The sequence below is a fragment of the Abyssibius alkaniclasticus genome, assembly GCF_020447305.1.
Classification (GTDB): domain Bacteria; phylum Pseudomonadota; class Alphaproteobacteria; order Rhodobacterales; family Rhodobacteraceae; genus Abyssibius; species Abyssibius alkaniclasticus.
Map to the genome: position 1 here is coordinate 2,204,386 of NZ_CP095732.1, position 24,555 is coordinate 2,228,940.

21 protein-coding genes are annotated in these 24,555 nt (G+C 60.3%); 16 read left to right on the forward strand and 5 right to left on the reverse strand.

Translation table 11 applies throughout. The features are described 5' to 3' along the window. Positions 1-41: 41 nt before the first annotated feature. From LGT41_RS11035 to LGT41_RS11045, 3 genes are all read right to left on the reverse strand, one after another. Entirely contained in the window at positions 42-2,723 is a 2,682-nt protein-coding gene (locus tag LGT41_RS11035) for a nitrate/nitrite transporter (protein WP_274126939.1), read from the reverse strand. Between the two features lie 217 nt (positions 2,724-2,940). Then, on the reverse strand, positions 2,941-3,999 hold the full coding sequence (locus LGT41_RS11040) for an ABC transporter ATP-binding protein (protein WP_274126940.1): 1,059 nt from the start codon (positions 3,997-3,999) through the stop codon (positions 2,941-2,943). Between the two features lie 10 nt (positions 4,000-4,009). After that, positions 4,010-4,807 (reverse strand): IclR family transcriptional regulator, encoded by a 798-nt coding sequence (locus LGT41_RS11045; RefSeq protein ID WP_420720214.1) that lies wholly within the window; start codon positions 4,805-4,807, stop codon positions 4,010-4,012. Positions 4,808-4,930: 123 nt separating this feature from the next. On the opposite strand from LGT41_RS11045, the gene LGT41_RS11050 reads away from it, so the two are divergent. The 12 genes from LGT41_RS11050 to LGT41_RS11105 all read left to right on the forward strand — a co-directional run bounded on the left by LGT41_RS11050 (position 4,931) and on the right by LGT41_RS11105 (position 18,588). Continuing rightward, positions 4,931-6,172 (forward strand): ABC transporter substrate-binding protein, encoded by a 1,242-nt coding sequence (locus tag LGT41_RS11050; protein WP_274126942.1) that lies wholly within the window; start codon positions 4,931-4,933, stop codon positions 6,170-6,172. Positions 6,173-6,256: 84 nt separating this feature from the next. After that, complete coding sequence (locus tag LGT41_RS11055; RefSeq protein ID WP_274126943.1) at positions 6,257-7,171, forward strand: carbohydrate ABC transporter permease; 915 nt, start codon at positions 6,257-6,259, stop codon at positions 7,169-7,171. Position 7,172: 1 nt separating this feature from the next. Further along, on the forward strand, positions 7,173-8,018 hold the full coding sequence (locus LGT41_RS11060) for a carbohydrate ABC transporter permease (RefSeq protein ID WP_274126944.1): 846 nt from the start codon (positions 7,173-7,175) through the stop codon (positions 8,016-8,018). Beyond that, positions 8,015-9,370 carry an alpha-glucosidase/alpha-galactosidase gene (gene melA / locus LGT41_RS11065; protein WP_274126945.1) on the forward strand — a complete coding sequence of 452 codons (1,356 nt, stop codon included), beginning with the start codon at positions 8,015-8,017 and terminating at the stop codon, positions 9,368-9,370. The genes LGT41_RS11060 and melA overlap by 4 nt, the downstream gene beginning before the upstream one ends. After that, positions 9,367-11,076: an IlvD/Edd family dehydratase gene (locus LGT41_RS11070; RefSeq protein ID WP_274126946.1), complete on the forward strand. Its 1,710-nt coding sequence runs from the start codon at positions 9,367-9,369 to the stop codon at positions 11,074-11,076. The genes melA and LGT41_RS11070 overlap by 4 nt, the downstream gene beginning before the upstream one ends. Continuing rightward, positions 11,076-11,846, forward strand: coding sequence for an SDR family NAD(P)-dependent oxidoreductase (locus LGT41_RS11075; RefSeq protein ID WP_274126947.1), 771 nt, complete (start codon positions 11,076-11,078; stop codon positions 11,844-11,846). The genes LGT41_RS11070 and LGT41_RS11075 overlap by 1 nt, the downstream gene beginning before the upstream one ends. Then, positions 11,843-12,781: a 2-dehydro-3-deoxygalactonokinase gene (locus tag LGT41_RS11080; RefSeq protein WP_274126948.1), complete on the forward strand. Its 939-nt coding sequence runs from the start codon at positions 11,843-11,845 to the stop codon at positions 12,779-12,781. The genes LGT41_RS11075 and LGT41_RS11080 overlap by 4 nt, the downstream gene beginning before the upstream one ends. After that, entirely contained in the window at positions 12,769-13,377 is a 609-nt protein-coding gene (locus LGT41_RS11085) for a 2-dehydro-3-deoxy-6-phosphogalactonate aldolase (RefSeq protein ID WP_274126949.1), read from the forward strand. The genes LGT41_RS11080 and LGT41_RS11085 overlap by 13 nt, the downstream gene beginning before the upstream one ends. A gap of 3 nt (positions 13,378-13,380) precedes the next feature. Next, the gene (locus LGT41_RS11090; RefSeq protein WP_337993011.1) at positions 13,381-14,247 is read left to right on the forward strand and encodes an SMP-30/gluconolactonase/LRE family protein; all 867 of its coding nucleotides are present in this window, start codon (positions 13,381-13,383) and stop codon (positions 14,245-14,247) included. 1 nt (position 14,248) lies between these two features. Then, positions 14,249-16,147 (forward strand): beta-galactosidase, encoded by a 1,899-nt coding sequence (locus LGT41_RS11095; RefSeq protein ID WP_274126950.1) that lies wholly within the window; start codon positions 14,249-14,251, stop codon positions 16,145-16,147. 91 nt (positions 16,148-16,238) lie between these two features. Next, positions 16,239-17,567 carry an omega-aminotransferase AptA gene (gene aptA / locus LGT41_RS11100; protein ID WP_274126951.1) on the forward strand — a complete coding sequence of 443 codons (1,329 nt, stop codon included), beginning with the start codon at positions 16,239-16,241 and terminating at the stop codon, positions 17,565-17,567. A 349-nt stretch (positions 17,568-17,916) separates the two neighbouring features. Next, positions 17,917-18,588, forward strand: a complete 672-nt coding sequence (locus LGT41_RS11105) for a hypothetical protein (RefSeq protein ID WP_274126952.1) — start codon at positions 17,917-17,919, stop codon at positions 18,586-18,588. On the opposite strand, the gene LGT41_RS11110 is transcribed toward LGT41_RS11105, so the two are convergent. Continuing rightward, entirely contained in the window at positions 18,585-19,019 is a 435-nt protein-coding gene (locus LGT41_RS11110) for an EamA family transporter (protein WP_274126953.1), read from the reverse strand. The genes LGT41_RS11105 and LGT41_RS11110 overlap by 4 nt on opposite strands. Before the next feature lie 14 nt (positions 19,020-19,033). After that, a complete protein-coding gene (locus tag LGT41_RS11115; RefSeq protein ID WP_274126954.1) occupies positions 19,034-19,666 on the reverse strand; it encodes a TetR/AcrR family transcriptional regulator in 633 nt (210 codons plus the stop codon). A 124-nt stretch (positions 19,667-19,790) separates the two neighbouring features. Between LGT41_RS11115 and LGT41_RS11120 the strand changes: the two genes are divergently transcribed. The 4 genes from LGT41_RS11120 to LGT41_RS11135 all read left to right on the forward strand — a co-directional run bounded on the left by LGT41_RS11120 (position 19,791) and on the right by LGT41_RS11135 (position 24,501). Then, the gene (locus LGT41_RS11120; protein ID WP_274126955.1) at positions 19,791-21,041 is read left to right on the forward strand and encodes a Zn-dependent hydrolase; all 1,251 of its coding nucleotides are present in this window, start codon (positions 19,791-19,793) and stop codon (positions 21,039-21,041) included. Between the two features lie 162 nt (positions 21,042-21,203). After that, positions 21,204-21,494, forward strand: coding sequence for a GIY-YIG nuclease family protein (locus LGT41_RS11125; protein WP_274126956.1), 291 nt, complete (start codon positions 21,204-21,206; stop codon positions 21,492-21,494). Between the two features lie 135 nt (positions 21,495-21,629). Beyond that, the gene (gene hydA, locus LGT41_RS11130; RefSeq protein ID WP_274126957.1) at positions 21,630-23,084 is read left to right on the forward strand and encodes a dihydropyrimidinase; all 1,455 of its coding nucleotides are present in this window, start codon (positions 21,630-21,632) and stop codon (positions 23,082-23,084) included. 1 nt (position 23,085) lies between these two features. Next, positions 23,086-24,501, forward strand: a complete 1,416-nt coding sequence (locus LGT41_RS11135; RefSeq protein WP_274126958.1) for a pyridoxal phosphate-dependent decarboxylase family protein — start codon at positions 23,086-23,088, stop codon at positions 24,499-24,501. Positions 24,502-24,555 lie beyond the last annotated feature (54 nt).

The window sequence follows — 24,555 nt, forward strand, 5'->3', positions numbered from 1 at the left end:
CGGTTTGAAAGGCGCGCCACCTGCGCGGCGCACCATGAATTTCAGCAGGGCACAGGGGCCGATTTGCGGGCGTAAAAGGCGAAGGTGATTGCCACACAGAGCGCATAGAAAACCGCAAAGCCCCAGAGCGCGGCATTGGGCGCACCGGTTATGGCAATAGAGCTGCCATAGGCTTTGGGAATGAAGAAGGCGCCATAGGCCGCAATCGCCGAGGTAAAGGCGATGATGGCCGCGCTTTCACGCCCCGCCTGTTTTTGATGCGCGGCGCTATCGAGCTGTGGCATCAGGCGCTTGATTTCCTTGTTCATGATCACGGGGATCATCTGGAAGGTCGAGGCATTGCCAACGCCTGTCAGGAAAAACAGCGCCATGAAACTGGCAAAGAACCCCCAGAAAAAGCCACCTTCACCACCCGAGGGCAGGAATTGCAGCACGCCCAGAACCGCGACGATCATCGCGATAAAGGTCCAGAGCGTGACGCGGCCACCACCGAACCTGTCGGAAATCCAGCCCGTGCCGGCCCGGCTCAGCGCGCCGACAAGCGGGCCAAGAAAGGCGTAGGACAGCGCGTTCACTTCCGGGAACTGGGTTTTCATCAGCAGCGGAAAGCCCGCCGAATAGCCGATGAAACTGCCGAAAGTGCCGGTGTAAAGAATGCACATGATCCAGTTATGGGCGCGCGAGAAGATGACCGCCTGATCGGCAAAGGATGATCTGGCCGAGGCGATATCATTCATGCCAAGATAGGCCGCGATCGAGGCGGCAATGATGAACGGCACCCAGACGAAGCCGGCGTTTTGCAACCAGAGCTGGCCACCATCGCTTAGGGTTTGCGGGGTGCCCCCAAGCGCGCCGAACACGCCCATTGTAATGGCAATCGGCACCAGGAACTGCATGACCGACACACCAAGATTGCCAAGCCCGGCATTCAGCGCCAGTGCATTGCCCTTTTCCGCTTTGGGGTAGAAAAAGCTGATATTGGCCATAGACGAGGCGAAATTGCCACCGCCAAGACCGCAGAGCAGCGCCAGCACGAGGAAGATCAGGTAAGGTGTTGACGGGTCTTGCACCGCATAGCCAATGCCCATTGCAGGCAGCAGCAGCGAGGCGGTTGAAAGCGTTGTCCACAACCGGCCCCCGAAAATCGGCACCATGAAGCTGTAGAATATCCGCAAGGTCGCCCCCGAAAGGCCGGGCAGGGCGGCCAGCCAGAACAACTGGCCCTGGGTAAAGTCAAAGCCAATAGCCGGCAGGCGCGCCACCACGACCGACCACACCATCCAGACCGAAAAGGCCAGCAGCAGCGCGGGAATCGAGATCCACAGGTTGCGCCGGGCAATCTTGCGGCCCTTGCTCTCCCAGAAGGTCGCGTCTTCGGGTTGCCACTCGGTCAGCACGCCAGCCGGGGCTTCGGGCACCGGCATATCGGCGAATTCCGGCAATTCCGGCAGTGCATCACGCGCCACGCCCGGATTGGCGCGCTCCATGTTGCGGATGGACATATGCATCCAGGTCAGGGCCACGCCGACCAGCAGGAACAGGAACATGAAATTGGTGGTGTAAATGCCTGTGAGGTCGAGCAGCGCGCCAAAGATGATGGGCAGCACGAAACCGCCAAGCCCGCCGATCATGCCCACAAGCCCGCCGACCGAGCCGACATTGTCGGGGTAATATACCGGGATATGTTTGTAGACCGCGGCCTTGCCAAGGCTCATGAAAAAGCCAAGCCCGAATATCGCCAGAACGAATGCCCCGAACCCCATAGAGGTGGTGAAGTTGATATTGCCGTCGCGGCCATGAATCGAATAGCTGGTGGGCGGATAGGCCAGCATGAACAGCAGGATCAACGAAAAGCCGAAGGTCCAATACATGACGGCGCGCGCGCCAAAACGGTCGGACAGATGCCCGCCATAGGCACGAAACAGCGAGGCGGAAAGCGAGAATGCCGCCGCCGCCATGCCCGCCGTGGTAATGCTGACATCATAAACCGCAACCAGATAATACGGCAGCCATAGGGCCAGTGCCACAAAAGCCCCGAACACGAAGAAATAATAAAGCGAGAAGCGCCAGACCTGAAGATTCTTGAGCGGTTCAAGCTGCTGGGCAAGCGTGGGTGCCTTCGCACCGGATTTGCGCCGCGCCTCAAAAACCGGGTCATTCTGGGCAAAGATGAAGAAGATGATCGCAATCGCGGCCAGGCCAAGCGCCCAGATATTTGCAACCGCTTCCCAGCCATAGGCGACCATCACGAAGGGCGCGCCGAATTTCGTAACGGCAGCGCCCACGTTTCCGGCACCGAAAATGCCAAGCGCCGTGCCCTGCTTTTCACGCGGATACCAATGCGAGACATAGGCCACACCCACCGCAAAAGACCCGCCTGCAAGGCCAACGCCAAGCGCGGCCACCAGAAACATGGTGTAGGTCGTGGCCAGGGTCAGCAGCCATGTCGCCAGCGCCGCCAGCAGCATTTGCGCCGGAAACACGATGCGCCCGCCAAACTGCTCGGTCCAGATGCCCAGCATCAGGCGGGTCAGCGAGCCGGTCAGAACCGGGGTGGCGACCAGAACGCCAAACTGCGTTTCATTCAGCCCAAGCTGGTTTTTGATCTGCACACCGATAATCGCAAAAATCGTCCACACGGCAAAGTTCATCGTAAAGGCTACGGTGCTAAGGCCGAGTGCGCGGTTCTGTTGGCTGCGTGTTGGTCCCGCAAGCGCGTTCATGGCTAACCCTCTCTAAAAAGGATGCCGCAATAAGGCGGCATTTCTCAGCCTCTATGCGCGAGCGGGCAAAAAATGGATTTGATGCAAATCAAGCTTTGTGAAATTAATCCCGCAAATTTTTGCCGAAGGTCCAAAACGTAAAACGCCGCCAGGGCCATTACGGCGCGTGGCGGCGTTTGCTTTCAGAACAGCGGCTTGGCGGCGCTGCTACATGCGGTTAACGCAAGCGTTGTTGGGTTTGCGCGTCAAAAACCAGCATGGTGCTGCTGTCAAATGTAATGCTTGTGGCGCTGTCGGCTTTGGGGTCGTCATCGCCCTTGATTTCGACAACCAGCCGCTCGCCCGTCGCTGCCGTCAGATAGGCGTAGGACACGCCGCCAAGCTGCTCGACAAGGTCAACTTTAAGCGAATCGCCTTCAGACAGTTGCAGGGCTTGCGGGCGCAGGCCGATCGTCACCGCACGGCCCTCGGCGGGCAGGGCGACGCTGGTTTCAATCGCGCGGCCACCAAGACCGGGCACTGAAATTCTGCCACCTTCGACAGTGCCAGCCAGAAAATTCATGGCGGGCGAGCCGATGAACCCGGCCACGAACACATTGTCGGGGTCGCGATACAGATCCATCGGCGCGCCGACCTGTTCGATATAGCCTGCCCGCAGCACGACGATCTTGTCGGCCAGCGTCATCGCTTCCACCTGATCATGGGTGACGTAAATCATCGTGGTGCCCAGTTCCTTGTGCAGGCGGGCAAGCTCGACGCGCATTTCAACGCGCAGCTCGGCATCGAGGTTGGACAGCGGCTCGTCAAACAGGAAGATTTCGGGGCCGCGCACAATGGCGCGCCCAATGGCCACGCGCTGGCGCTGGCCACCCGACAGCGCCTTTGGCTTGCGGTCGAGATAGGGTTCCAGCTTCAAAATCGCGGCGGCTTCAGCCACTTTGCGCGCGGTTTCGGCCTTGGGTGATTTGTTCATTTTCAGACCAAAGCCCATGTTCTGCTCCACCGTCATATGCGGATACAAGGCATAGGTCTGGAACACCATTGCCACGCCACGGTTGGCCGGGTCTTCATGGGTTACGTCATGCGTGCCGATTTCGATTTTGCCGCCGGTGGTATGTTCCAGCCCCGCGATCATGCGCAGCAGCGTTGATTTTCCGCAGCCCGAAGGGCCGACGAAGACGCAGAATTCACCGTCATCCACCTCCAGATTCACCCCGTGGATGACCTGAACACTGTCGTATTTCTTGACCACATTCGTAAGTTTTACGCCCGACATAGCATTCTCCCTAAATTCCGTTCCGGCCTTGTTCTGGAAACAGCCAGTCGGCGGCATCCTTGCCAATATGTGTTGCGGCCCTAATCAGGGCGGGTTTCATCGCTTCCAGCGCGCCAAGGCTGTGGCGCGTTGTGGTGGAGGTAACAGACAGGCCGCCAACCACGCGCCCGGCAGGCGTGAGGATGGGGGCGGCAATGCAGATGATGCTCGGCTCGTGTTCTTCGCGGTCAAAGGAAATGCCGGCTTTGCGAATGGCGGCAAGCTCGGCGCGCAAGGCATCGGCACTGGTGATTGTGTGGGCCGTATAGGCGTGAAAGGCCTGTTTGGGGATCAGGCGCTCTAGCTCCGCCTCATCCAGAAAGGCCATCATCGCCTTGCCAACGCCTGTGCAATAGGCCGGGCCGATTTTTCCGGCTTGCGAAAACATCTCAACGGGCGAGACGGCGTTGCGCTTGTCGACATATAACACCTGCCCGTTGTCGAGCTGGGCGAGATGCACGGTTTCCCCAAGCTCGGCGCTGAGCGCATCGACATAGGGCAGGGCGATGGGCGCCAGCGAGCTTTGCTGCCAGGCCGCATGTGCCAGCCGCACCAGCCGCAATCCGGGGCGATAGGTTTGACGCTCGGCATCATAGGCCAGCATCCCCTGCGAGGTGAGGGTTTGCAAAAACCGATACAGCGTTGCCTTGGGATAGGCGCTGGTTGCAAGCATGTCCGACAGGCGCAAGGGGCGGCCAGCCGTGGCAACCTCATCCAGAATTGCCAGCGCCTTTCCGACCGTGCCGTCCTTATGCGCGTTGTCTTTCATCATTCAAACCTGCTGGGCATTTCACCGAATCTGTTGACAAGCATAGCAACTTTGCGCATCATTTCAATATTCAATACGACGTTTCAAATAGTGGAACGATAATCGCAACAATGGGAGGAATACATGTTGCATTTGAAGAAGACCGCCGGTCTTGCCCTGTCGGTTGCCCTGCTTGCGGGCGGCAGCGCATTGGCACAGCAGCGGACATTGGTGTTCAACACCGACACATCAGACCCCGCGCCGCGCGCGGCGTTTGACCAGTTGATCGCCGATTTCGAGGCTGAAAACCCCGATATCGACGTTGTGGTGAACATGTTCGACCACGAAGGCTATAAAACAGCCATCCGCAACTTTCTGACCGCCGATTCACCCGACCTTGCCAACTGGTATGCCGGCAACCGCATGGCACCGTTTGTAAATGCGGGCCAGTTCATGGATGTATCGGATGTTTGGGAAAGTGCTGGCCTGAATGAAAGCCTGGCCTCGGCCCGCGCCTCGATGACCATCGATGAAAAGCAATGGGGCGTGCCCTATACCTATTACCAGTGGGGCATCTATTACAACAAGGATGTCTATGCACAGGTTGGTGCTGAAGTGCCTGCAAACTGGGATGAATTCATCGCCAATTGCGCGCTGTTCAAGGAGGCTGGCATCGACTGTCTGACCACCGGCACTTCGGCGCTGTGGCCGGGGGCCGGCATTTTCGACTATATGAACCTGCGCACCAATGGTTACGAGTTCCACATGGCCCTGACCGCCGGTGAGGTTGCCTGGACAGACCAGCGCGTGCGCGACACGTTCGCCCAATGGGCACGGCTTGTCGAGCCGGGCTATGTTACCGAAAACCACGCCGCGATTGACTGGCAGGATGCTGCAACCCTTCTGGTGCAGGGCCGGGCTGCCAACTATGTCATGGGCAACTTTGCCGTGGCCACCTTCATGGATGGCGGCATGACCGAGGACAATCTGGGCTTCATGCCCTTCCCGGAAATCACCCCCGGCATTCCGCGGGCTGAAGATGCACCAACCGATACGGTGCATATCCCGGCCGGGGCCAAGAATGTGGAAGACGCAAAGCTGTTCCTGGCCTTCCTTGGCCGTGCAGACACGCAGACACGCCTGAATGCCGCACTTGGCCAGTTGCCAGTGAACAACCAGTCGGAAGTGGGCGATGACCCCTATCTGACCGCCGGTTTTGCCATGCTGTCGGATGCCTACGCGCTTGCGCAGTTCTTTGACCGTGACGCACCTGCTGAAATGGCCAAGATCGGCATGGAGGGTTTCCAGGAATTCATGGTTCGCCCTGAAAACCTTGAAGACATATTGCAGCGTCTGGAAGCCGCACGTCAGCGGATTTACAACTAAGCTAAAGCTGGCGGCCCCGCATTGGGGCCGCCGCACCCATTTGTTTTGCACTTTTCGACAAACCCGAACGCGCCGAGGTAAGCCATGACCATGACAAGCCAACCACCCCGGCAAAGCTGGTGGAAACGTAACCAGCAACGGCTAACGCCCTGGCTTTTTCTGGCCCCCGGCTTGCTGATGTTCGGCATCTATGTGGTCTACCCGATCCTTGAAAGCTTTCGCATTTCGTTTTTTCAATGGGATGGGCTGGGCGAGATGAAATATATCGGCACCGACAATTATACCGAGCTTTGGGGCGACCGGAATTTCGTAACCTCGCTGAAAAACAACGTCATCTGGCTGGTGCTTTACATGCTGGCCGTGCCTGCGGGGTTGCTGATTGCGCTGTTCCTGAACCAGACCGTAACCGGCATCCGGCTTTACAAATCACTGTTCTTCTTTCCCTTCGTGATTTCCCAAGTCGTTGTCGGTCTGATGTTTTCATGGTTCTACGCGCCGAATTTCGGGCTGCTTTACAAGCTTACCGAATGGATTTCGGGCAAGGGCATTGCCGTGCTGGCCGACCCTGATCTGGTGACATATGGCGTGATCGCCGCCGGGCTCTGGCCGCAAATCGCCTATTGCATGATCTTGTATCTGACGGGGTTGAACAATGTTTCAACCGACCAGATCGAGGCGGCACGGCTTGACGGGGCCAAGGGCATCAAGATGCTGTGGTATGTCATTCTGCCGCAACTGCGCCCGGCAACCTTCATTGCCGTGGTTGTCACCGTCATCGGCGCGCTGCGCAGTTTCGACCTTATTTCGATCATGACGAATGGTGGCCCCTTCGGCTCGTCCCGCGTGCTGAGTTATTACATGTATGAACAGGCGCTTTCGGAATATGGCTACCGGATGGGTTACGGCGCGGCGATTGCGGTGGTGCTGTTTGGCATCATGATGGTGTTTATCTCGGGGTTCATCTGGAAGATGGTCCGCGATGAGAAGGGGGGCTACTAAGATGTTTCCACGTCCTATTGCCCAACGGTCGCGCAATGCACGCATTCTTTACCAGGTGGCGCTGCCCATCTCGCTTGTCCTGTGGCTGCTGCCCTTGCTGGGCGTGGCGCTGACCTCGGTGCGGCCCAGTTCCGACCTTGCGGCGGGCAATTATTTCGGAATGCCCAGCCGTATCGCCTTTTCAAACTATTACGATGTTTTTGCCAATTCCCCCATTGCGCAATACATCCTGAACTCGTTCAAGGTGACCATTCCCACGGTCATCGGCGCCGTGGCGCTAAGCTGCATGACAGGTTTTGCGCTGGGCATTTACCGTTTCCGTTCCAACCTGCTGATTTTCTTCATGTTCGTGGCGGGCAACTTCGTGCCGTTCCAGATTCTCATGGTGCCGGTGCGCGATCTGACCCTGTCTATGGGTGTCTACAACACCACTTTGGGCCTGGCGCTGTTTCATATCGCCTTTCAAACCGGGTTTTGCACGCTGTTCATGCGCAACTTCATCCGCGCCCTGCCGCGTGAATTGATCGAGGCGGCGCGGGTGGAAGGCGTCGCCGAATGGCGGATCTTCTGGTATATCGTTCTGCCGCTGATGCGCCCGGCCATTGCCGCACTTTCGGTGCTGGTTTTCACCTTCATCTGGAACGATTATTTCTGGGCGACCGTGCTGACAACAGGTGCCAGCACACAGCCGGTGACGGCGGGGCTATATTCGCTCAACGGGCAGTGGGTGGCGGCTTGGCACCTCGTGTCGGCGGGTTCGATCATTGCCGCGCTGCCGCCTGTGGCCATGTTCTTCCTGATGCAAAAACACTTCATTGCAGGCTTGACTCTCGGAGCAGTTAAATGACCAAAATCGCCTTTATCGGGGCCGGGTCCACGATATTCATGAAAAACATCATCGGCGATGCGCTGCATATGCCCGCGCTGGCCGATGCGACCATTGCGCTGATGGATATCGACGCGACGCGGCTGGCGGAATCGGAGCTGGTGGCCAAAAAGATGGTCGCCAGTCTGAAGGTCGGCGCGAAGGTTGAAACCACAATGAACCAGCGCGCCGCGCTGAACGGGGCGGATTTCGTGGTTGTCGCCTTCCAAATCGGCGGCTATGACCCCTGCACGATTACCGATTTCGAGGTGCCCAAACAGTTTGGCCTGCGCCAGACCATTGCCGACACGCTTGGCATTGGCGGTATCATGCGCGGGCTGCGCACCGTGCCGCATTTGTGGAAAATCTGCGAAGACATGCGCGCCGTTTGCCCCAATGCGCTGATGCTGCAATATGTGAACCCGATGGCGATCAACACCTGGGCGATTGCCGCGCGCTACCCCGATATCAAGCAGGTCGGCCTGTGCCATTCGGTGCAGGGCACGGCGGCGGAACTGGCGCGCGACCTTGGCGTGCCGGTGGGCGATTTGCGCTATCGCGCGGGCGGCATCAACCACATGGCGTTTTATCTGAACTTCGAGGCGCGGCAGGCCGATGGCAGCTATCGTGACCTGTATCCCGATCTGAAGGCAGGCTATGCGGCAGGCTCCATCCCCAAGGAAAGCGAGTGGAACCCGCGTTGCCCGAACCTTGTGCGCTATGAAATGATGAAGCATTTGGGTTACTTTGTAACCGAAAGCAGCGAGCATTTCGCCGAATATGTGCCCTGGTTCATCAAGCGCGACCGGGCCGACCTGATCGAGCGCTTCCGCATCCCGCTGGATGAATACCCCAAACGTTGCGTTGAGCAGATCGCCGATTGGCAGGCCCAGGCCGAACGCTTCAAGGCGGCCGATACGATCGAGGTGAAGCAAAGCCACGAATATGCCGCCACGATCATGAATTCGCTCGTTACCGGCACGCCTTCGGTCATCTACGGCAACATCGCCAACCACGGCTATATTCCGCAACTCGCCGCAGGTTCCGCGGTGGAAGTGCCGGTGCTGGTTGATGGCAACGGCTTGCAGCCCACCGTGGTTGACGACATTCCGCCGCAATTGCTGGCGCTGATGCGCAGCAACCAGAATGTGCAGGATATGACCGTGCAGGCGCTGCTGCGCGAAGACCGCGAGCATATTTACCACGCCGCCATGCTAGACCCGCATACAGGTGCCGAACTTGACCTTGACCAGATCCGCGCAATGGTAGATGCGCTGCTTGTCGCCCACGGAAACTGGTTGCCCGACTGGGCACAGCTAAGGAAAGCCGCATGAAAAAGCCCCGCCGTTCCGCCGCATGGTATGGAAAAAACGACAAGGACGGGTTCATTCATCGCAGCTGGATGAAGAACCAGGGTTTTCCTGACCATGCCTTTGATGGCCGCCCGATTATCGGCATCTGCAACACTTGGTCCGAACTCACCCCGTGCAATTCGGGCCTGCGCGTGCTGGCCGAGGCGGTGAAGCGCGGCGTGTGGGAGGCGGGGGGCTTTCCGGTGGAATTTCCGGTGATGAGCCTTGGCGAAACCCAGATGAAGCCAACCGCGATGCTGTTTCGCAACCTGCTGGCAATGGATGTGGAAGAAAGCATCCGCGCCTATGGCATTGACGGTGTTGTGCTGCTGGGCGGCTGCGATAAAACCACCCCCGGCCAGCTTATGGGCGCGGCGAGCGTCGATCTGCCGACCATCGTCGTTTCCTCCGGCCCCATGCTGAACGGCAAATATCGCGGGCAGGATATTGGGTCGGGCACCGATGTGTGGAAATTTTCCGAAGCCGTGCGCGCCGGTGAAATGACCTTGAAAGATTTCATGGGGGCCGAAAGCGGGATGAGCCGCAGCGCGGGTGTGTGCATGACAATGGGCACGGCCAGCACAATGGCCAGCCTTGTCGAGGCGATGGGGCTGAGCCTGCCCACAAACGCAGCCCTGCCAGCGGTAGATGCGCGCCGCACCGCGCTGGCGCATCTGACCGGCAAGCGGATTGTCGAAATGGTGGAGGAAGACCTGCCGCTGTCGCAAATCCTGCAAAAGCCGAATTTCGAAAATGCTATTCTGATGAATGCCGCCGCCGGTGGGTCCACCAATGCCGTGGTGCATCTGCTTGCGCTTGCGGGCCGGGCCGGGGTGGAGCTGACGCTGAAAGATTTCGAGATTGCGTCCGATATTCCGCTGCTCGTCAACTGTATGCCCTCGGGCAAATACCTGATGGAAGATTTCTGCTATGCCGGCGGCGTCCCGGCGGTTTTGGCCGAATTGCGTGGCTCTCTGCGCAAGGCCAAAACCGTTTTGGGGGGCGATATTGCCGCCTATGCCGATGGCGCGGAATGCTTCAACCGCGATGTGATCTTTCCGCTTGATGCCCCGCTGAAACCGGCGGCGGGCCTGCGTGTGCTGCGCGGCAATCTGGCACCCGATGGGGCAATCATCAAACCCTCGGCCGCGTCGGAACATTTGCTGAAGCATGAAGGCCGCGCGCATGTGTTTGAGAATATCGAAGACATGAAAGCCACCATCGACAGCCCCGATCTGGATGTCGATGAGAACACCATTCTGGTGCTGAAAGGCTGCGGGCCGAAGGGCTATCCGGGGATGCCCGAGGTCGGCAATATGCCCATTCCGCGCAAACTGGTGGAACGCGGCGTGCGCGATATGATCCGGGTCTCCGATGCGCGCATGTCGGGCACGGCTTATGGCACCGTGGTGCTGCATGTCGCGCCCGAAGCACAGGCCGGTGGGCCGCTGGCGCTGGTCAGAACCGGCGACACGATCCGGCTTGACGCGCGCGCCGGTGTGCTGGATTTGCTGGTGGACGAGGCGGAACTGGCCGCCCGCCGCGCCGCCTGGGTGGCCGATGCGCCACATTACACGCGCGGCTATGCCAGGCTTTACATCGACCATGTTTTGCAGGCCGACAAGGGCGCGGACCTTGATTTTCTGGTGGGCAAAGACACGCGCCCCGTGACGCGGGAGAGCCACTAGTGGAACGCTTTGCAACCTTTCATGACCTTGCGGGCAAGCATGTCTTCATCACCGGCGGCGGTGCGGGTATTGGCGCGTCATTGAGCGAGGGTTTCCTTGCGCAAGGCGCGTCGGTATCTTTTGTCCAACGCTCGGATTCCAGCGCATTTGTGGCGGATATGGCCGCGAAATACGGCAATGCGCCGCTGTTCATCCAATGCGATATCACCGATATCGCCGCCCTTCAGGCCGCCATAGCCCAGGCGGTGGATGCTTTTGGCCCCGTCAATGTGCTGGTGAACAACGCCGCCAATGACACGCGCCACAGCCTGGCCGAGATAACGCCGGAAAGCTGGGATGCGGGCCAGAATGTCAACCTGCGCCCGCATGTGTTCGGGGCACAGGCCGTGGCACCGGGCATGGCGGCGGCGGGCGGTGGCTCGATCATCAATTTCAGCTCGATTTCCTATATGATGGGCAATGCGGGCTACCCCGGCTATGTGGCCGCCAAGGCAGGCATTACCGGGCTGACGCGCGGTCTGGCGCGCGAGCTTGGTCCGCAGAAAATTCGCGTGAATGCGCTGATGCCCGGCTGGGTTTTGACCGAACGGCAGATGAAGCTTTGGGCCACCGAAGAAGGGCTCGCCGCGCATCTGGAAAAGCAATGTCTGAAAGAACATCTTGCCCCGCGCGATGTAGTTGATGCGACGCTGTTTCTGGCATCGGACGCGGCGCGCATGATCACCGCACAGGCGCTGGTGGTTGATGGCGGCACGGTGGTGACAGGATGAGCGCCAAAGCCAAACCCGCCTGGGTGGCCGTGGATTGGGGCACCAGCAACCTTCGGCTTTGGGCAATGGGTGAAGATGGCACTGTGCTGGAGGCCCGCGCATCAAATGCCGGTATGTCCGGGCTGGCGCGGCATGAGTTCGAGCCGGCCTTGCTGGCGCAGCTTCAGGGTTGGTTGCCGGAAAGCGGCCGGCTTGCGGTGTTGGCCTGTGGCATGGTCGGCAGCCGTCAGGGCTGGGTCGAGGCGCGCTATCATCAGGTGCCGTGCAAGGCGGCCCCCTTTGAAACCTTGGCCGAAGCGCCGGTGCAATCGCCCCGAATTTCGGTGCTTGTCGTGCCGGGCCTGAAGCAGATGAGCCCGCCAGATGTGATCCGCGGAGAGGAGACGCAAATCGCCGGGCTTTTGGCCGCGCAGCCCGATTTTGACGGTGTGGCCTGCCTGCCCGGAACGCATACCAAATGGGCGCAAATCTCGGCGGGCGAGGTGGTGAGTTTCTGCACCTATATGACGGGCGAGCTGTTTGCGCTGCTGTCGCGCGGCTCGGTGCTGCGCCATTCGATCGCCGAAACCGGCTGGGATGAGGCCGCTTTTGATGCTGGGCTTGCCGACGCACTGGCCCGCCCCGAAGCAATTGCGCGGCGGCTGTTCTCGCTGCGCGCGGAATCGCTTTTGACCGAGTTGTCGCCCCTTGCGGCGCGCGCGCGGCTTTCGGGCCTGCTGATTGGCACGGAACTCGCCGCCGCCAAACGCTATTGGCTGGGGCAAAACCTTGCCATTATCGGCGCGCAGGAAATTTCGCGCATTTATGCGCGCGCGCTGGAAAGCCAGGGCGCATCCGCAAACCTGCATGACGCCACGGGCCTGACACTGGCCGGGCTGACCGCCGCCTACCGCGCGCATTGCGCCACCCGGAAAGGACTGACATGCGCGAACTGATTGCAATCTTGCGCGGCATTACCCCGCCCGAAGCCCTGCCGATTGCTGGTGCGCTGATTGGCGCGGGCATAAGCAAGATCGAGGTGCCGCTGAACTCGCCGCAGCCGCTGGACAGTATCGCCGCCATGCAAGAGGCGTTTGGCGCGCGGGCAGAATTTGGTGCAGGCACGGTGCTGACGCCCGAACAGGTTGACGCCGTGGCCGAAACCGGTGCGCAGCTCATCATATCGCCCAATTGCGACGCGGCGGTGATTGCCCGCACCAAGGCGCTTGGCCTGCAAAGCTTTCCCGGTGTGCAAACGCCAAGCGAATGCTTTGCCGCGCTTGCCGCCGGGGCCGATGGGCTGAAGATTTTCCCTGCCTTCCTGTTGGGCGTGGCCGGGCTGAAAGCCGTGCGCGCCGTGCTGCCGCCGAAAACCCGCATCTATGCCGTGGGTGGCGTCGGGGCCGATGATTTTGGCGCATGGCTTGGGGCAGGGGCGGTTGGCTTTGGCATTGGCACGGCGCTTTACCAGCCCGGCATGGCTGTGCAGGATGTGGCAGAGCGGGCCGCCGCCCTTGTGGCCGCCTATGATGCCAATATGCGTGAAAGCTGATTTATGACAATGGTTGAACTGTTCGATACCACCGCGTGCGAATTGGGCGAGGGGCCGATGTGGCACCCCTTGCGAAATGAGCTGATCTGGTTTGACATTGTCGGCAAGACCTTGTTCGCCAAAGGGCAGGGCGATGCGCGGCGCTATGCGTTCCGGAACCATGTTTCCGCCGCCGGATGGGTGGACAAGGCGCAAATACTGGTTGCCAGTGACCGTGCCCTGCTGCTGTTCAACCTTGATAGCGGCGAACAGCGCGAGATTTGCCCGCTTGAGGCCGACAACCCGGCAACCCGCTCCAACGATGGCCGGGCCGACCCGCAGGGCGGCTTCTGGATCGGCACGATGGGGCTGAAGGCCGAAAGCCAGGCGGGCGCGATTTACCGTTTCTACAAGGGCGAATTGCGCAAACTGTTCGGCACCGTCACCATTCCCAACGCCATAGCTTTCACGCCCGACCATCGCCATGCGACCTTTACCGATACCGCGCGCGGGCAGGTGATGCGCGTCGCGCTCCACCCCGAAACCGGCTGGCCGCTTGGCGCGCCCGAAGTCTATATCGACTTTTCCGGCACGGGCATTAACCCCGATGGCGCGGTGTTCGATGCCGAAGGTTGCTTTTGGAATGCGCAATGGGGTGCATCGCGGCTGGCGCGTTATGATGATGACGGCAATCTGCTTCAGGTGCTGGATTTGCCCACGGCGCATGTGACCTGCCCGGCCTTTGGCGGCGGGCATCTTTACGCCACCTCGGCGCAAGAAGGGCTTGGGCCCGACGCGCTTGCCGCCCAGCCAAGCGCGGGCATGACCTTTCGCATCGCCATGCCGCAGGGCATTGGCCAGGATGAACACCGCGTAATACTGGAGAGCTGAGATGCAGCGCGCATTGGGCGTTTGTTATTACCCCGAACATTGGGATGAAGCGGTTTGGGCGGAAGATGCCGCGCGCATGGCGGCGGCGGGCCTGACCTATGTGCGCATTGGCGAGTTTGCCTGGAGCCGGATGGAGCCACAGCCCGGCCAGTATGATTTTGGCTGGCTCGACCGTGCGATTGCGGTGCTTGGGGCGGCGGGCCTGAAGGTTGTGCTTGGCACCCCCACCGCCACCCCGCCGCGCTGGATGCTCGACCGTCACCCCGATATGCTGGCGGTCGATGCCGATGGGCGGCTGCGCAAATTCGGCTCGCGGCGGCATTACTGCTTTGCACATAAGGGCTATATCGCCGAATGTGTGCGCATAACCGAAGCGTTGGCCAGACGCTACGGCGCCAATCCGGCTGTGGCCGCATGGCAAACCGACAATGAATATGGCTGCCATGACACGACCTATTCTTATGGCCCTTCGGCATTGGCCGGGTTTCGGGACTGGCTGGCGCAGAAATACCAATCGCCCGATGCGCTGAATGCGGCCTGGGGCAATGTGTTCTGGTCGATGGAGTATCGTGAATTTGATGAGATCGAGCTGCCAAATCTGACGGTGACCGAAGCAAACCCCGCGCATCATCTCGACTTTCGCCGCTTTGCATCTGACCAGGTGGTGGCCTTCAATGCCGCTCAGGTGCGCGCCATTCGCGCGCATTCCTCTGCGCCAATTCTGCATAATTACATGGGCCGGATCGTGGAATTCGACCATTGGGATGTGGGTGCGGACCTCGATATCGCCACATGGGACAGCTATCCGCTTGGCTTTCTGGAGGACCGCTCGGACGAGGGCGAGTCTTGGAAAGCCCGCTTCTCGCAGCAGGGCGACCCCGATTTTCAGGCCTTCCACCACGACCTGTATCGCGCCGTGGGCCGTGGGCGGATGTGGATCATGGAACAGCAGCCCGGCCCGGTGAACTGGGCGCCGTGGAACCCGGCACCGCTGCCCGGCATGGTGCGATTGTGGAGCTGGGAGGCCTTTGCGCACGGGGCCGAGGTTGTCAGCTATTTCCGCTGGCGGCAGGCGCCCTTTGCGCAAGAGCAAATGCATTCGGGCTTGCTGCGCCCCGATAGCGCCGCGGCCCCCGGCCTGGCCGAAGCGCGGCAGGTGGCCAACGAGCTTGCCGCAATGCCCGATTGTGCGCCTGCGGTGGCGCGCGTGGCGCTGGTGTTTGACTATGAAAGCGCCTGGGCGTGGACCATTCAGCCGCAAGGACGGGACTTTGACTATTTCCGGCTGGTGTTTGACACCTATCGCGCCCTGCGCCGCCTGGGCCTTTCGGTTGATATTCTGCCGCCCGATTGCGCCGATCTGTCGGCCTATAAGCTGGTGCTGGCCCCCGGTCTGATGCGCCTGCGCGACAATCTGCGCGCGGCATTGGCGCGCTTCAACGGGCTGGCGCTGTTTGGTCCGCGCGCGGGGGCAAAAACCGCCGATATGGCGATTCCTGCCAGCCTGCCGCCCGATATTCCGGGCGTCACCCAACGCATTTCGCGCGTTGAAAGCCTGCGCCCCGGTGCCACGCGCGCCTTGCCCGAAGGGGCTTTCCTGCGCTGGTTCGAACATCTGGACGGGGCGGGCAGTGTGCATCTGGCCACGCAAGGCGGCGCACCCGCTTTGGTGGGTGAAGGCAATATGCGCTATCTTGCAGGCTGGCCCGATGCGGTGGCATTCAGGGCGATCTTGGGTGAATTATGCGTGCAAGCCGGGCTTGAAACCCATGATCTGCCCGAAGGCGTGCGCCTGCGCGACACGGCAAGCCATCGTTTTTTCTTCAACTACACCACCGCACCTGTGCAGGTTCTGGGCCAGTCATTGCCACCAGCGGGGGTGCTTTGGCAGGCATTATAGCATTCAAGCCCCATTGACGCGGCAAATGGCGCTGCTAGGTTGATCTGACCATACGGTCAAATTTGACTCAGTTTCAGCGATGAGGCCCGCCATGAACGCTCCGACACCCACCGTCCCCAATGACCTGCGCGCATTCTGGATGCCGTTTACCGCCAACCGGCAGTTCAAAAGCAACCCGCGCATGTTCGTGGCCGCCGATGGCATGTATTACACCACCGCCGAAGGGCGCAAGGTGATGGATGGCACGGCGGGGCTTTGGTGCGTGAATGCGGGCCACAAGCGCCCCAAGATCGTCGAAGCCATCGCCAAACAGGCGGCCGAGCTGGACTACGCGCCCGCCTTCCAGATGGGCCACCCCAAAGCGTTCGAACTGGCCAACCGCATTATTGATATTGCGCCCAAGGGCATCGAACATGTGTTTTATACCAATTCCGGTTCGGAATCGGTGGAATCGGCGCTGAAAATGGCACTGGCCTATCATCGCGCGCGCGGGCAGGGCACGCGCACGCGGCTGATCGGGCGCGAACGCGGCTATCATGGCACCAACTTCGGCGGCATTTCGGTGGGCGGCATCGTCAATAACCGCAAATTCTTTGGCAGTCTGCTGACGGGTGTCGACCATCTGCCGCACACGCATTTGCCCGAGCAGAACGCCTTTACCCGTGGCCAGCCCGATCATGGCGCGCATCTGGCCGATGATCTGGAGCGGATTGTTACCCTGCATGGGGCCGACAACATTGCCGCCGTGATTGTCGAGCCGATGGCGGGTTCCACCGGCGTGCTGATGCCCCCGAAAGGCTATTTGCAAAAGCTGCGCGACATTACCAAAAAGCACGGCATTTTGCTGATTTTTGACGAGGTCATCACCGGATTTGGCCGTTTGGGCGCGAATTTTGGCGCCGATTTTTATGGCGTTGTGCCGGATATGATGACCGTGGCCAAGGGGCTGACCAATGGCATCATCCCGATGGGCGCGGTGCTGACCACGGCCGCAATTCACGATGCCTTCATGGATGGCCCCGAAGGCACGATCGAGCTGTTCCACGGCTATACCTATTCCGGCAACCCGATGGCCGCCGCCGCCGGCCTTGCCACGCTCGAAACCTATGCCGATGAGGGGCTGCTGACCCGCGCCGCCGCGCTGGATAGCTACTGGGCCGACGCGCTGCACAGCCTGAAAGGTCTGCCGCATGTCATCGATATCCGCAATGCCGGGCTGATCGGCGCGGTCGAGCTTGAACCCATTCCCGGTGCCCCCACAGCCCGCGCGTTTCAGGCGTTTCTGGATGCCTATGACAAGGGCATACTGATCCGCACCACGGGCGACATCATTGCGCTGTCCCCGCCGCTGATCATTACCAAGGCCGAGATCGACGAGTTGGTCGGCAAGCTGGGTGAGGTGTTGAAGGGGTTGAAATAGCCGACAGGTAGAGGCCCCGGGTCAGGCCCGGGGCGGCGCTATCTGGGTGTGCCGTTGCGACCAACCCGCGCCGATTTGGTTTGATATGTTTCCACACAAACTCCGCCGTCCCGGGCCTGACCCGGGACCTCTCCCGCACAGATGCAAGACAGCGGCGCGCATAGTTTCGAGAGGCTGACAATGACTTGTATCATCGCCACATGTTACGAGAAGGCGCCGGTGGCGCATTAAGCATGGCGCAAGGTTTGGCAAATACGGCTGACGGAACGATGCGTTTCAGCGAAACAAAATCGAGTAACCATTTGTTAACGCTATTTTTGCAAAGCTGCGGCGAAACGCTGGGGGCGGTATGATTACGATTGAGGGCAGGCATATCATCCCCATCGGGTGCAGTTGCATTTCACAATTCCAAATTCAGAAACGCTTTGCCGATCATCCGCCGCGCGGCGGGTTCTTTGATTGGAATATTGCCACGCCCGCGGCCAGCGCAAGGGTGATGGAGGCTTATGCCGATGGCAGCCTGATGCCCCTGCTGGCCGATTTCAGCGCCTATACCACGCTGACCCGCCAGCACTATCTGATCAACCGCCACCTGCCGGGCCTGTATTTCTGGCACGAACCCGCGCGCGATATTCTGAACGCCGAAACGCCGGATGCCTTTGCCGCCTTCCAGAGCAAACTCACCCACCAGCTTGCCAATACGTTCAAACCGGGGGCGGGGGCTGTGCATCTGCTTTGGTCGAACATCCAGCCGAATCTGAAGATCGTGACCGCGCGCGTGACCGATGATTGGGGCGGTTTCGGGCTGACATGTCAGGCAATAGACAGGCTGGAAGCAGCTGCGGCACGGCTGTTTGAGGCGCCAAAGCTCTGGTTTGTCATCAACCGCGATAACTGCGAAACGGGGCTGGCCGCGCGCCCGAATGTGTTCGATCTGGGCCTTGAGCGTAGTGCAAAATACATTGGCCCCAAGGGGCATTACGCGCCGGTTTTCAGGTCAATCGCGCAGCATTCAGATTAGCCCAGGCTGACCATTACCGCACCAAGCGCAATAAAACCAATGCCGCCCCAGGCCAGCGGTGACAGGCTTTCGCCCAGAAAAAGCGTTGCGAACACCGCGACAAACACCACGCTGAGCTTGTCGACCGGGGCGACCTGCGCGGCTTTTCCTATTTGCAAGGCCCGGAAGTAGCACAGCCAGCTTGCGCCCGTCGCAATGCCGGACAGGGTTAGAAAGACCAGAGTTTTGGAAGAAAGTGCTGACAGGCTTTGCGCCTTGCCCGTTGCCCAGATCAGCAGTCCAAGCAGCACCGCAACCACGATTGTGCGCAGGAATGTGGCAAAGTCACTATCAATTCCCGCAACTCCGACCTTGCCGAAAATCGCAGTAAGTGCGGCGAACCCGGCAGCCAGAAGCGCCCAGAATTGCCATGAAACCCAAAATGCCGCCATGATGCGCCTTTCGTTTATACGACTCCGATGCCGCGCAACATCACCTGTTTCACGGTGGCCTTTGCGGTTTCCCATTGCGATTTGCTCAGCGGTTTGCCGCCGTTCAGCGTTTCGATCTGGTGGCCGAAATCGGCATAATGCTGCGTGGTCGCCCAAAGCATGTAAAGGAAATATTCCGGATCCACCGGGTCCATCTTCCCCTCGGCAATCCAGCGGTTGATCAGCTCCACCCGCCCCGTTGTCCATTCACGAAGGCTGGTTTCCAGATAATCCTGGATGACCGGCGCGCCGTGCATCACCTCATCGGCCCAGACCTTGGAGCCGTTGGCATAGCGGCGGCTGATTTCCATTTTGGCGTCGATATAGGCGCCAATCCCTTCGGCCGGGCCGATGGCGCTGTCAAAACTATCGGCGGCATGGAGCCAGATTTCGAAAATCTCCTGCACCACGCGGCGGTAAAGCTCTTCTTTCGTGGCGAAGTAATAGTGCAAATTGGCCTTGGGCAGCCCGGCAATATCGGCAATGAGCTGCATGGTCGCCCCGCCGAACCCCGCCTCGGCAAACACCTTTTCGGCGGCAGACAGGATGATCCGCTCGTTCTCGGCACGGATTTTCTGGCGTTTTGATGCATTGCCCTGTGCCACCATTTGCGCCCTTTCGTAAATTTAACTTGATCGTATGGTCAGGCTGTGTAGCCTTCAAGCTGACCATACGGTCAAAGTCTGAGTCGTCACAAGGGGCAATAGAACCCCGCCAAACACGGAGAGAGCCATGTCCGCCCCCCTTGAAAACCTGCGCATCAACGGTGACCGTTTGTGGGACAGCCTGATGGAAATGGCAAAGATCGGCCCCGGCGTGGCGGGCGGCAATAACCGCCAGACCCTTACCGATGAAGATGCCGAGGGCCGCCGCCTGTTCGAGACATGGTGCAAGGATGCGGGTTGCACGATGGGGCTGGACCAGATGGGCAACATGTTTGCGCGGCGCGAAGGCACCGAGCCTGATGCGCTGCCGGTCTATGTGGGGAGCCATCTGGATACCCAGCCCACGGGCGGGAAGTATGACGGCGTGCTTGGCGTGTTGGCGGGCTTGGAAATTATCCGCACGCTGAATGACCTTGGCATTCAAACCAAACACCCGATTGTCGCCACGAACTGGACGAATGAGGAGGGCACCCGTTTTGCCCCCGCCATGCTGGCCAGCGGTGTGTTTGCCGGCATTCACGGGCAGGATTGGGCCTACGCGCGCAAAGACGCCAAGGGCCTGCGCTTTGGCGACGAACTGGCCCGGATTGGCTGGCGCGGCGAGGAAGAGGTCGGCGCGCGCAAAATGCACGCCTTCTTCGAGCTGCATATCGAACAAGGCCCGATACTGGAGGCCGAGGGCATCGATATTGGCGTTGTCACCCACGGTCAGGGGCTGAGTTGGACGCAAATCACCATTCTGGGCAAGGAAAGCCATACCGGCTCCACCCCCATGCCGATGCGCCGCAATGCCGGGCTTGGCATGGCGCGCGTGCTGGAACTGGTCGATGAAATCGCGCGCTCTCATGCGCCCGACGCGGTGGGGGCGGCGGGGCATATCGATGTCTACCCCAACTCGCGCAACGTGATCCCCGGCAAGGTGGTGTTCACGGTCGATCTGCGCAGCCCGGAGCTTGCGGTGATTGAAGATATGGAGCGCCGCCTGCGCGCCGGTGCGCAGAAAATCTGCGACGATATGGGCTTGGGTGTGGAGTTTGAAAAGGTCGGCGGCTTTGACCCCGTAACGTTTGACGAGGCTTGCGTAAGTGCCGTGCGCAGTGCCGCCGAACGGCTGGGCTATAGCCACCGCAATATCATTTCGGGCGCCGGGCACGATGCCTGCTGGATCAACCGCATGGCCCCCACCGCGATGGTCATGTGCCCCTGCGTGGACGGGCTCAGCCACAACGAGGCCGAGGAGATTTCCAAGGAATGGTCGACGGCGGGGGCCGAGGTGCTGTTCCATGCGGTTGTTGAAACGGCGGGGATAGTCGCTTGACCGCGAGCACAAACACCCACGCCGTCCCGGGCCTGACCCGGGACCTCTCTCCACATCCCGAGAGGCCCCGGCGCGGGGGCCGGGGCGGCCATGCTCTTGCTGGCCACACAGCCCAAGCCGTCCCGGGCTTGACCCGGGACCTCGAGCAGGGGAGCGCAGCAGTTGGCATATTTCACCTACATCATGGCATCTCGCCCCGGCGGTGCGCTTTACACCGGTTCCACCAACAACCTGCGCCAGCGCGTCGAGCAGCATCGCAGCGGCGCAACCGGTGGGCATACGGCGAAATACAACATCAGAACGCTGGTCTGGTTTCAGGCGTTTCCGACTTATGGCGAGGCAATGGAGCAAGAGCGACGCATCAAGCGCTGGAAACGAGTCTGGAAGGATCAGTTGATCATGGAGGCCAACCCGAACTGGCGGGATGTAAGCGGGGATATCCCGTTTGATTGAAGGCTCGAGGTCCCGGGTCAAGCCCGGGACGGCGTGGGGATAAACGAGGTCCCGGATCAAGCCCGGGACGGCGTATGGATAATGGCGGTGCATACCGCGCGGCATGTGGCCGCAAGCGAGAACAGGGAGAGACGAATGACCAAAGTCATCAAAGGTGGAACCATTGTTACAGCCGATCTGACCTATCAGGCGGATGTGAAGATCGAACATGGCGTGATTACCGAGATTGGCAAGAATCTGAGCGGCGATGAGGTGCTGGACGCCACCGGCTGCTATGTCATGCCCGGCGGGATTGACCCGCATACGCATCTGGAAATGCCCTTCATGGGCACCTATTCCTCGGATGATTTTGAGAGCGGCACGCGCGCCGCGCTGGCCGGTGGCACCACGATGGTGGTGGATTTCGCGCTGCCGGGGCAGGGGCAGGGGCTGCATGATGCGCTGGCCATGTGGCACAACAAATCCGGCCGCGCCAATTGCGATTACTCCTATCACATGGCGATTACCTGGTGGGGTGAGAAAGTGTTTGACGACATGAAGTCGATCATCGAGCAAGAGGGCATCACCACCTTCAAGCACTTCCTTGCCTATAAAGGCGCGCTGATGGTGAATGATGACGAGCTGTTCGCCAGCTTCCGCCGCCTGGGCGAGCTTGGCGGCATCGCGATGGTCCATGCCGAAAACGGCGATGTGGTGGCCGAGCTTTCGGCGCAACTGCTGAAGGCGGGCAATACCGGCCCCGAGGCGCACGCCTATTCCCGCCCGCCGCAGGTAGAGGGCGAGGCGACCAACCGCGCCATTATGATCGCCGATATGGCCGGCGTGCCGCTTTATGTCGTGCATACGTCTTGCGAAGACAGCCACGAAGCCATCCGCCGCGCGCGGATGCAGGGCAAGCGTGTGTGGGGCGAGCCGCTCATCCAGCACCTGACGCTGGATGAGTCAGAATATTTCAACAAGGACTGGGACCATGCCGCGCGCCGCGTCATGTCGCCGCCGTTCCGCAATAAAATGCACCAGGACAGCCTTTGGGCGGGCCTGCAAAGCGGCAGCCTCAGCGTGGTGGCCACCGACCATTGCGCCTTTACCACCGAACAAAAACGCTATGGCCTGGGCGATTTCACCAAAATCCCAAATGGCACCGGCGGGCTGGAAGACCGGATGCCGATGCTGTGGACGCATGGGGTGAATACCGGGCGGCTGACAATGAATGAATTCGTGGCCGTAACTTCAACAAACATCGCCAAGATATTGAATTGCTATCCGAAAAAGGGTGCGGTTCTGGTGGGGGCGGATGCTGATCTGGTGGTCTGGGATCCGGAGAAATCCAAAACCATTACCGCCAGCAGCCAGCAATCATCGATCGATTACAACGTGTTTGAGGGCAAAGAGGTGAAGGGCCTGCCTCGCTTTACCCTTACCCGTGGGCATGTTGCGGTGCATGATGGCGAGATTCGCACACAGGAAGGCCACGGCAAATTTGTGAAACGCGAGGCCAACACCCCGACCAACCGCGCCCTGACCCAGTGGAAAGACCTGACAGCGCCGCGCCCCGTGCAACGCTCGGGCATTCCGGCGAGCGGGGTTTAGCATGGCTGGCGGCCTGTCAGCAGATGAGGAACAAGCGCTGCAACTGGCGGGTGCCCAGGCCATTGCCTATCGACGCTCTGTGCCGGACAGGCCGGTCACGCCGCGCATCGGGCTTGATGAGGCCGTTGCCCGGTTCAGAACCCCGCTGGATGAAGACGGAATTCCTGCTGAACAGGTGATCAACACTTTGGCGCGCAACGCCGATGACGGGCTGAACCAGATGAGCGGGCCCAATTTTTATGGCTATGTGCTTGGCGCATCCCATCCGGTGGGTGTGGCGGCCGATATGCTGGTATCGGCTTGGGGGCAGAATGCAGGTTCGGCCTATGAAACCCCCGCCATAACGGGCATGGAGCGCGCGGTTTGTGATTGGGTGATCAACCTGCTGGGCCTGCCGGATGACAGCGGTGCAGGCATTGTCACCGGCGCAACCGCCGCCAATATGGCCGGTATCATGGTGGCGCGAAATGCCCTGCTGGCGGCCCAGGGCTGGGATGTTGAAGCCAGGGGCCTGTTTGGTGCGCCCGAAATCCCGGTGTTGGTGGGCGATGCGGCGCATTCCGCCCCCATTGCCGGATTGCGCTATGCCGGGCTTGGCGCGGAACGGCTGGTGCGGGTGCCTGTCAATGCCGAGGGGCAGATTCTGCCCGATACGTTTTTGCACGCCCTGAACACATGCGAACGCCCGCCCTTGGTTGTTTTACAGGCCGGGCAGATCAATTCGGGCGCATTTGACCCCTTTGCCGAAATCATTCCCGCCGTGCATGAAAAAGGCGGCTGGGTGCATGTGGATGGCGCATTTGGCCTTTGGCTGGCGGCGGTGCCGGAACTGGCCGACCGGTTGCGCGGTGTCGCGTTGGCCGATAGTTGGGCGGTTGACCTGCACAAATGGCTGAACGCGCCCTTTGATGCGGGCATGGTCATCTGCCGCGACCGCGCGCCGCTTGTGCGCTCGATGTCGGCGCGGGGGGCTTATCTGCCCGACCTGACCGCACATTGGGAACCGGCAGATTCCACCCCCGAGCTTTCGCGCCGCGCCCGTGGTGTGCCGAGCTATGCCATTTTGCGGCATTTGGGGCGCAAGGGCGTGCGTGAACTGGTGGCGCGCCACTGCCGCCTTGCTGCGCGTGTGGCCACGGCGCTTGGCGCTGTGCCCGGTGTGACGATCTTGAACACGGTTCATTGCAATCAGGTGGCCATAACCTTTGGGCAGGGCGCGGTTGGCGACCGGCAAACCGACGCGGTGCTGAGAATCATCCAGCAACGCGGCAAGGTTTACCCAACGCATGGCGCATGGCGCGGGCGGCATATCATTCGCGTGTCCATCATCGGATATGCGACGATGGACAGCCATATCGACAGATTGATTGATGAGATCACCCTGGCTTGGCAACAGGTTCAGGGCAGTGAAAGATAAAGGTGTTTATGAGGTGTAGAAGCGTGACGACATGCGCTGCGCGCGAACAAGCCA

Coding starts and splice junctions, on each gene's coding strand:
- LGT41_RS11035 (WP_274126939.1), bottom strand. CDS start 2,723: ATGAACGCGCTTGCGGGACCAACACGCAGCCAACAGAACCGCGCACTC.
- LGT41_RS11040 (WP_274126940.1), bottom strand. CDS start 3,999: ATGTCGGGCGTAAAACTTACGAATGTGGTCAAGAAATACGACAGTGTT.
- LGT41_RS11045 (WP_420720214.1), bottom strand. CDS start 4,807: ATGAAAGACAACGCGCATAAGGACGGCACGGTCGGAAAGGCGCTGGCA.
- LGT41_RS11050 (WP_274126942.1), top strand. CDS start 4,931: ATGTTGCATTTGAAGAAGACCGCCGGTCTTGCCCTGTCGGTTGCCCTG.
- LGT41_RS11055 (WP_274126943.1), top strand. CDS start 6,257: ATGACCATGACAAGCCAACCACCCCGGCAAAGCTGGTGGAAACGTAAC.
- LGT41_RS11060 (WP_274126944.1), top strand. CDS start 7,173: ATGTTTCCACGTCCTATTGCCCAACGGTCGCGCAATGCACGCATTCTT.
- melA (WP_274126945.1), top strand. CDS start 8,015: ATGACCAAAATCGCCTTTATCGGGGCCGGGTCCACGATATTCATGAAA.
- LGT41_RS11070 (WP_274126946.1), top strand. CDS start 9,367: ATGAAAAAGCCCCGCCGTTCCGCCGCATGGTATGGAAAAAACGACAAG.
- LGT41_RS11080 (WP_274126948.1), top strand. CDS start 11,843: ATGAGCGCCAAAGCCAAACCCGCCTGGGTGGCCGTGGATTGGGGCACC.
- LGT41_RS11085 (WP_274126949.1), top strand. CDS start 12,769: ATGCGCGAACTGATTGCAATCTTGCGCGGCATTACCCCGCCCGAAGCC.
- LGT41_RS11090 (WP_337993011.1), top strand. CDS start 13,381: ATGACAATGGTTGAACTGTTCGATACCACCGCGTGCGAATTGGGCGAG.
- LGT41_RS11095 (WP_274126950.1), top strand. CDS start 14,249: ATGCAGCGCGCATTGGGCGTTTGTTATTACCCCGAACATTGGGATGAA.
- aptA (WP_274126951.1), top strand. CDS start 16,239: ATGAACGCTCCGACACCCACCGTCCCCAATGACCTGCGCGCATTCTGG.
- LGT41_RS11105 (WP_274126952.1), top strand. CDS start 17,917: ATGATTACGATTGAGGGCAGGCATATCATCCCCATCGGGTGCAGTTGC.
- LGT41_RS11110 (WP_274126953.1), bottom strand. CDS start 19,019: ATGGCGGCATTTTGGGTTTCATGGCAATTCTGGGCGCTTCTGGCTGCC.
- LGT41_RS11115 (WP_274126954.1), bottom strand. CDS start 19,666: ATGGTGGCACAGGGCAATGCATCAAAACGCCAGAAAATCCGTGCCGAG.
- LGT41_RS11120 (WP_274126955.1), top strand. CDS start 19,791: ATGTCCGCCCCCCTTGAAAACCTGCGCATCAACGGTGACCGTTTGTGG.
- hydA (WP_274126957.1), top strand. CDS start 21,630: ATGACCAAAGTCATCAAAGGTGGAACCATTGTTACAGCCGATCTGACC.
- LGT41_RS11135 (WP_274126958.1), top strand. CDS start 23,086: ATGGCTGGCGGCCTGTCAGCAGATGAGGAACAAGCGCTGCAACTGGCG.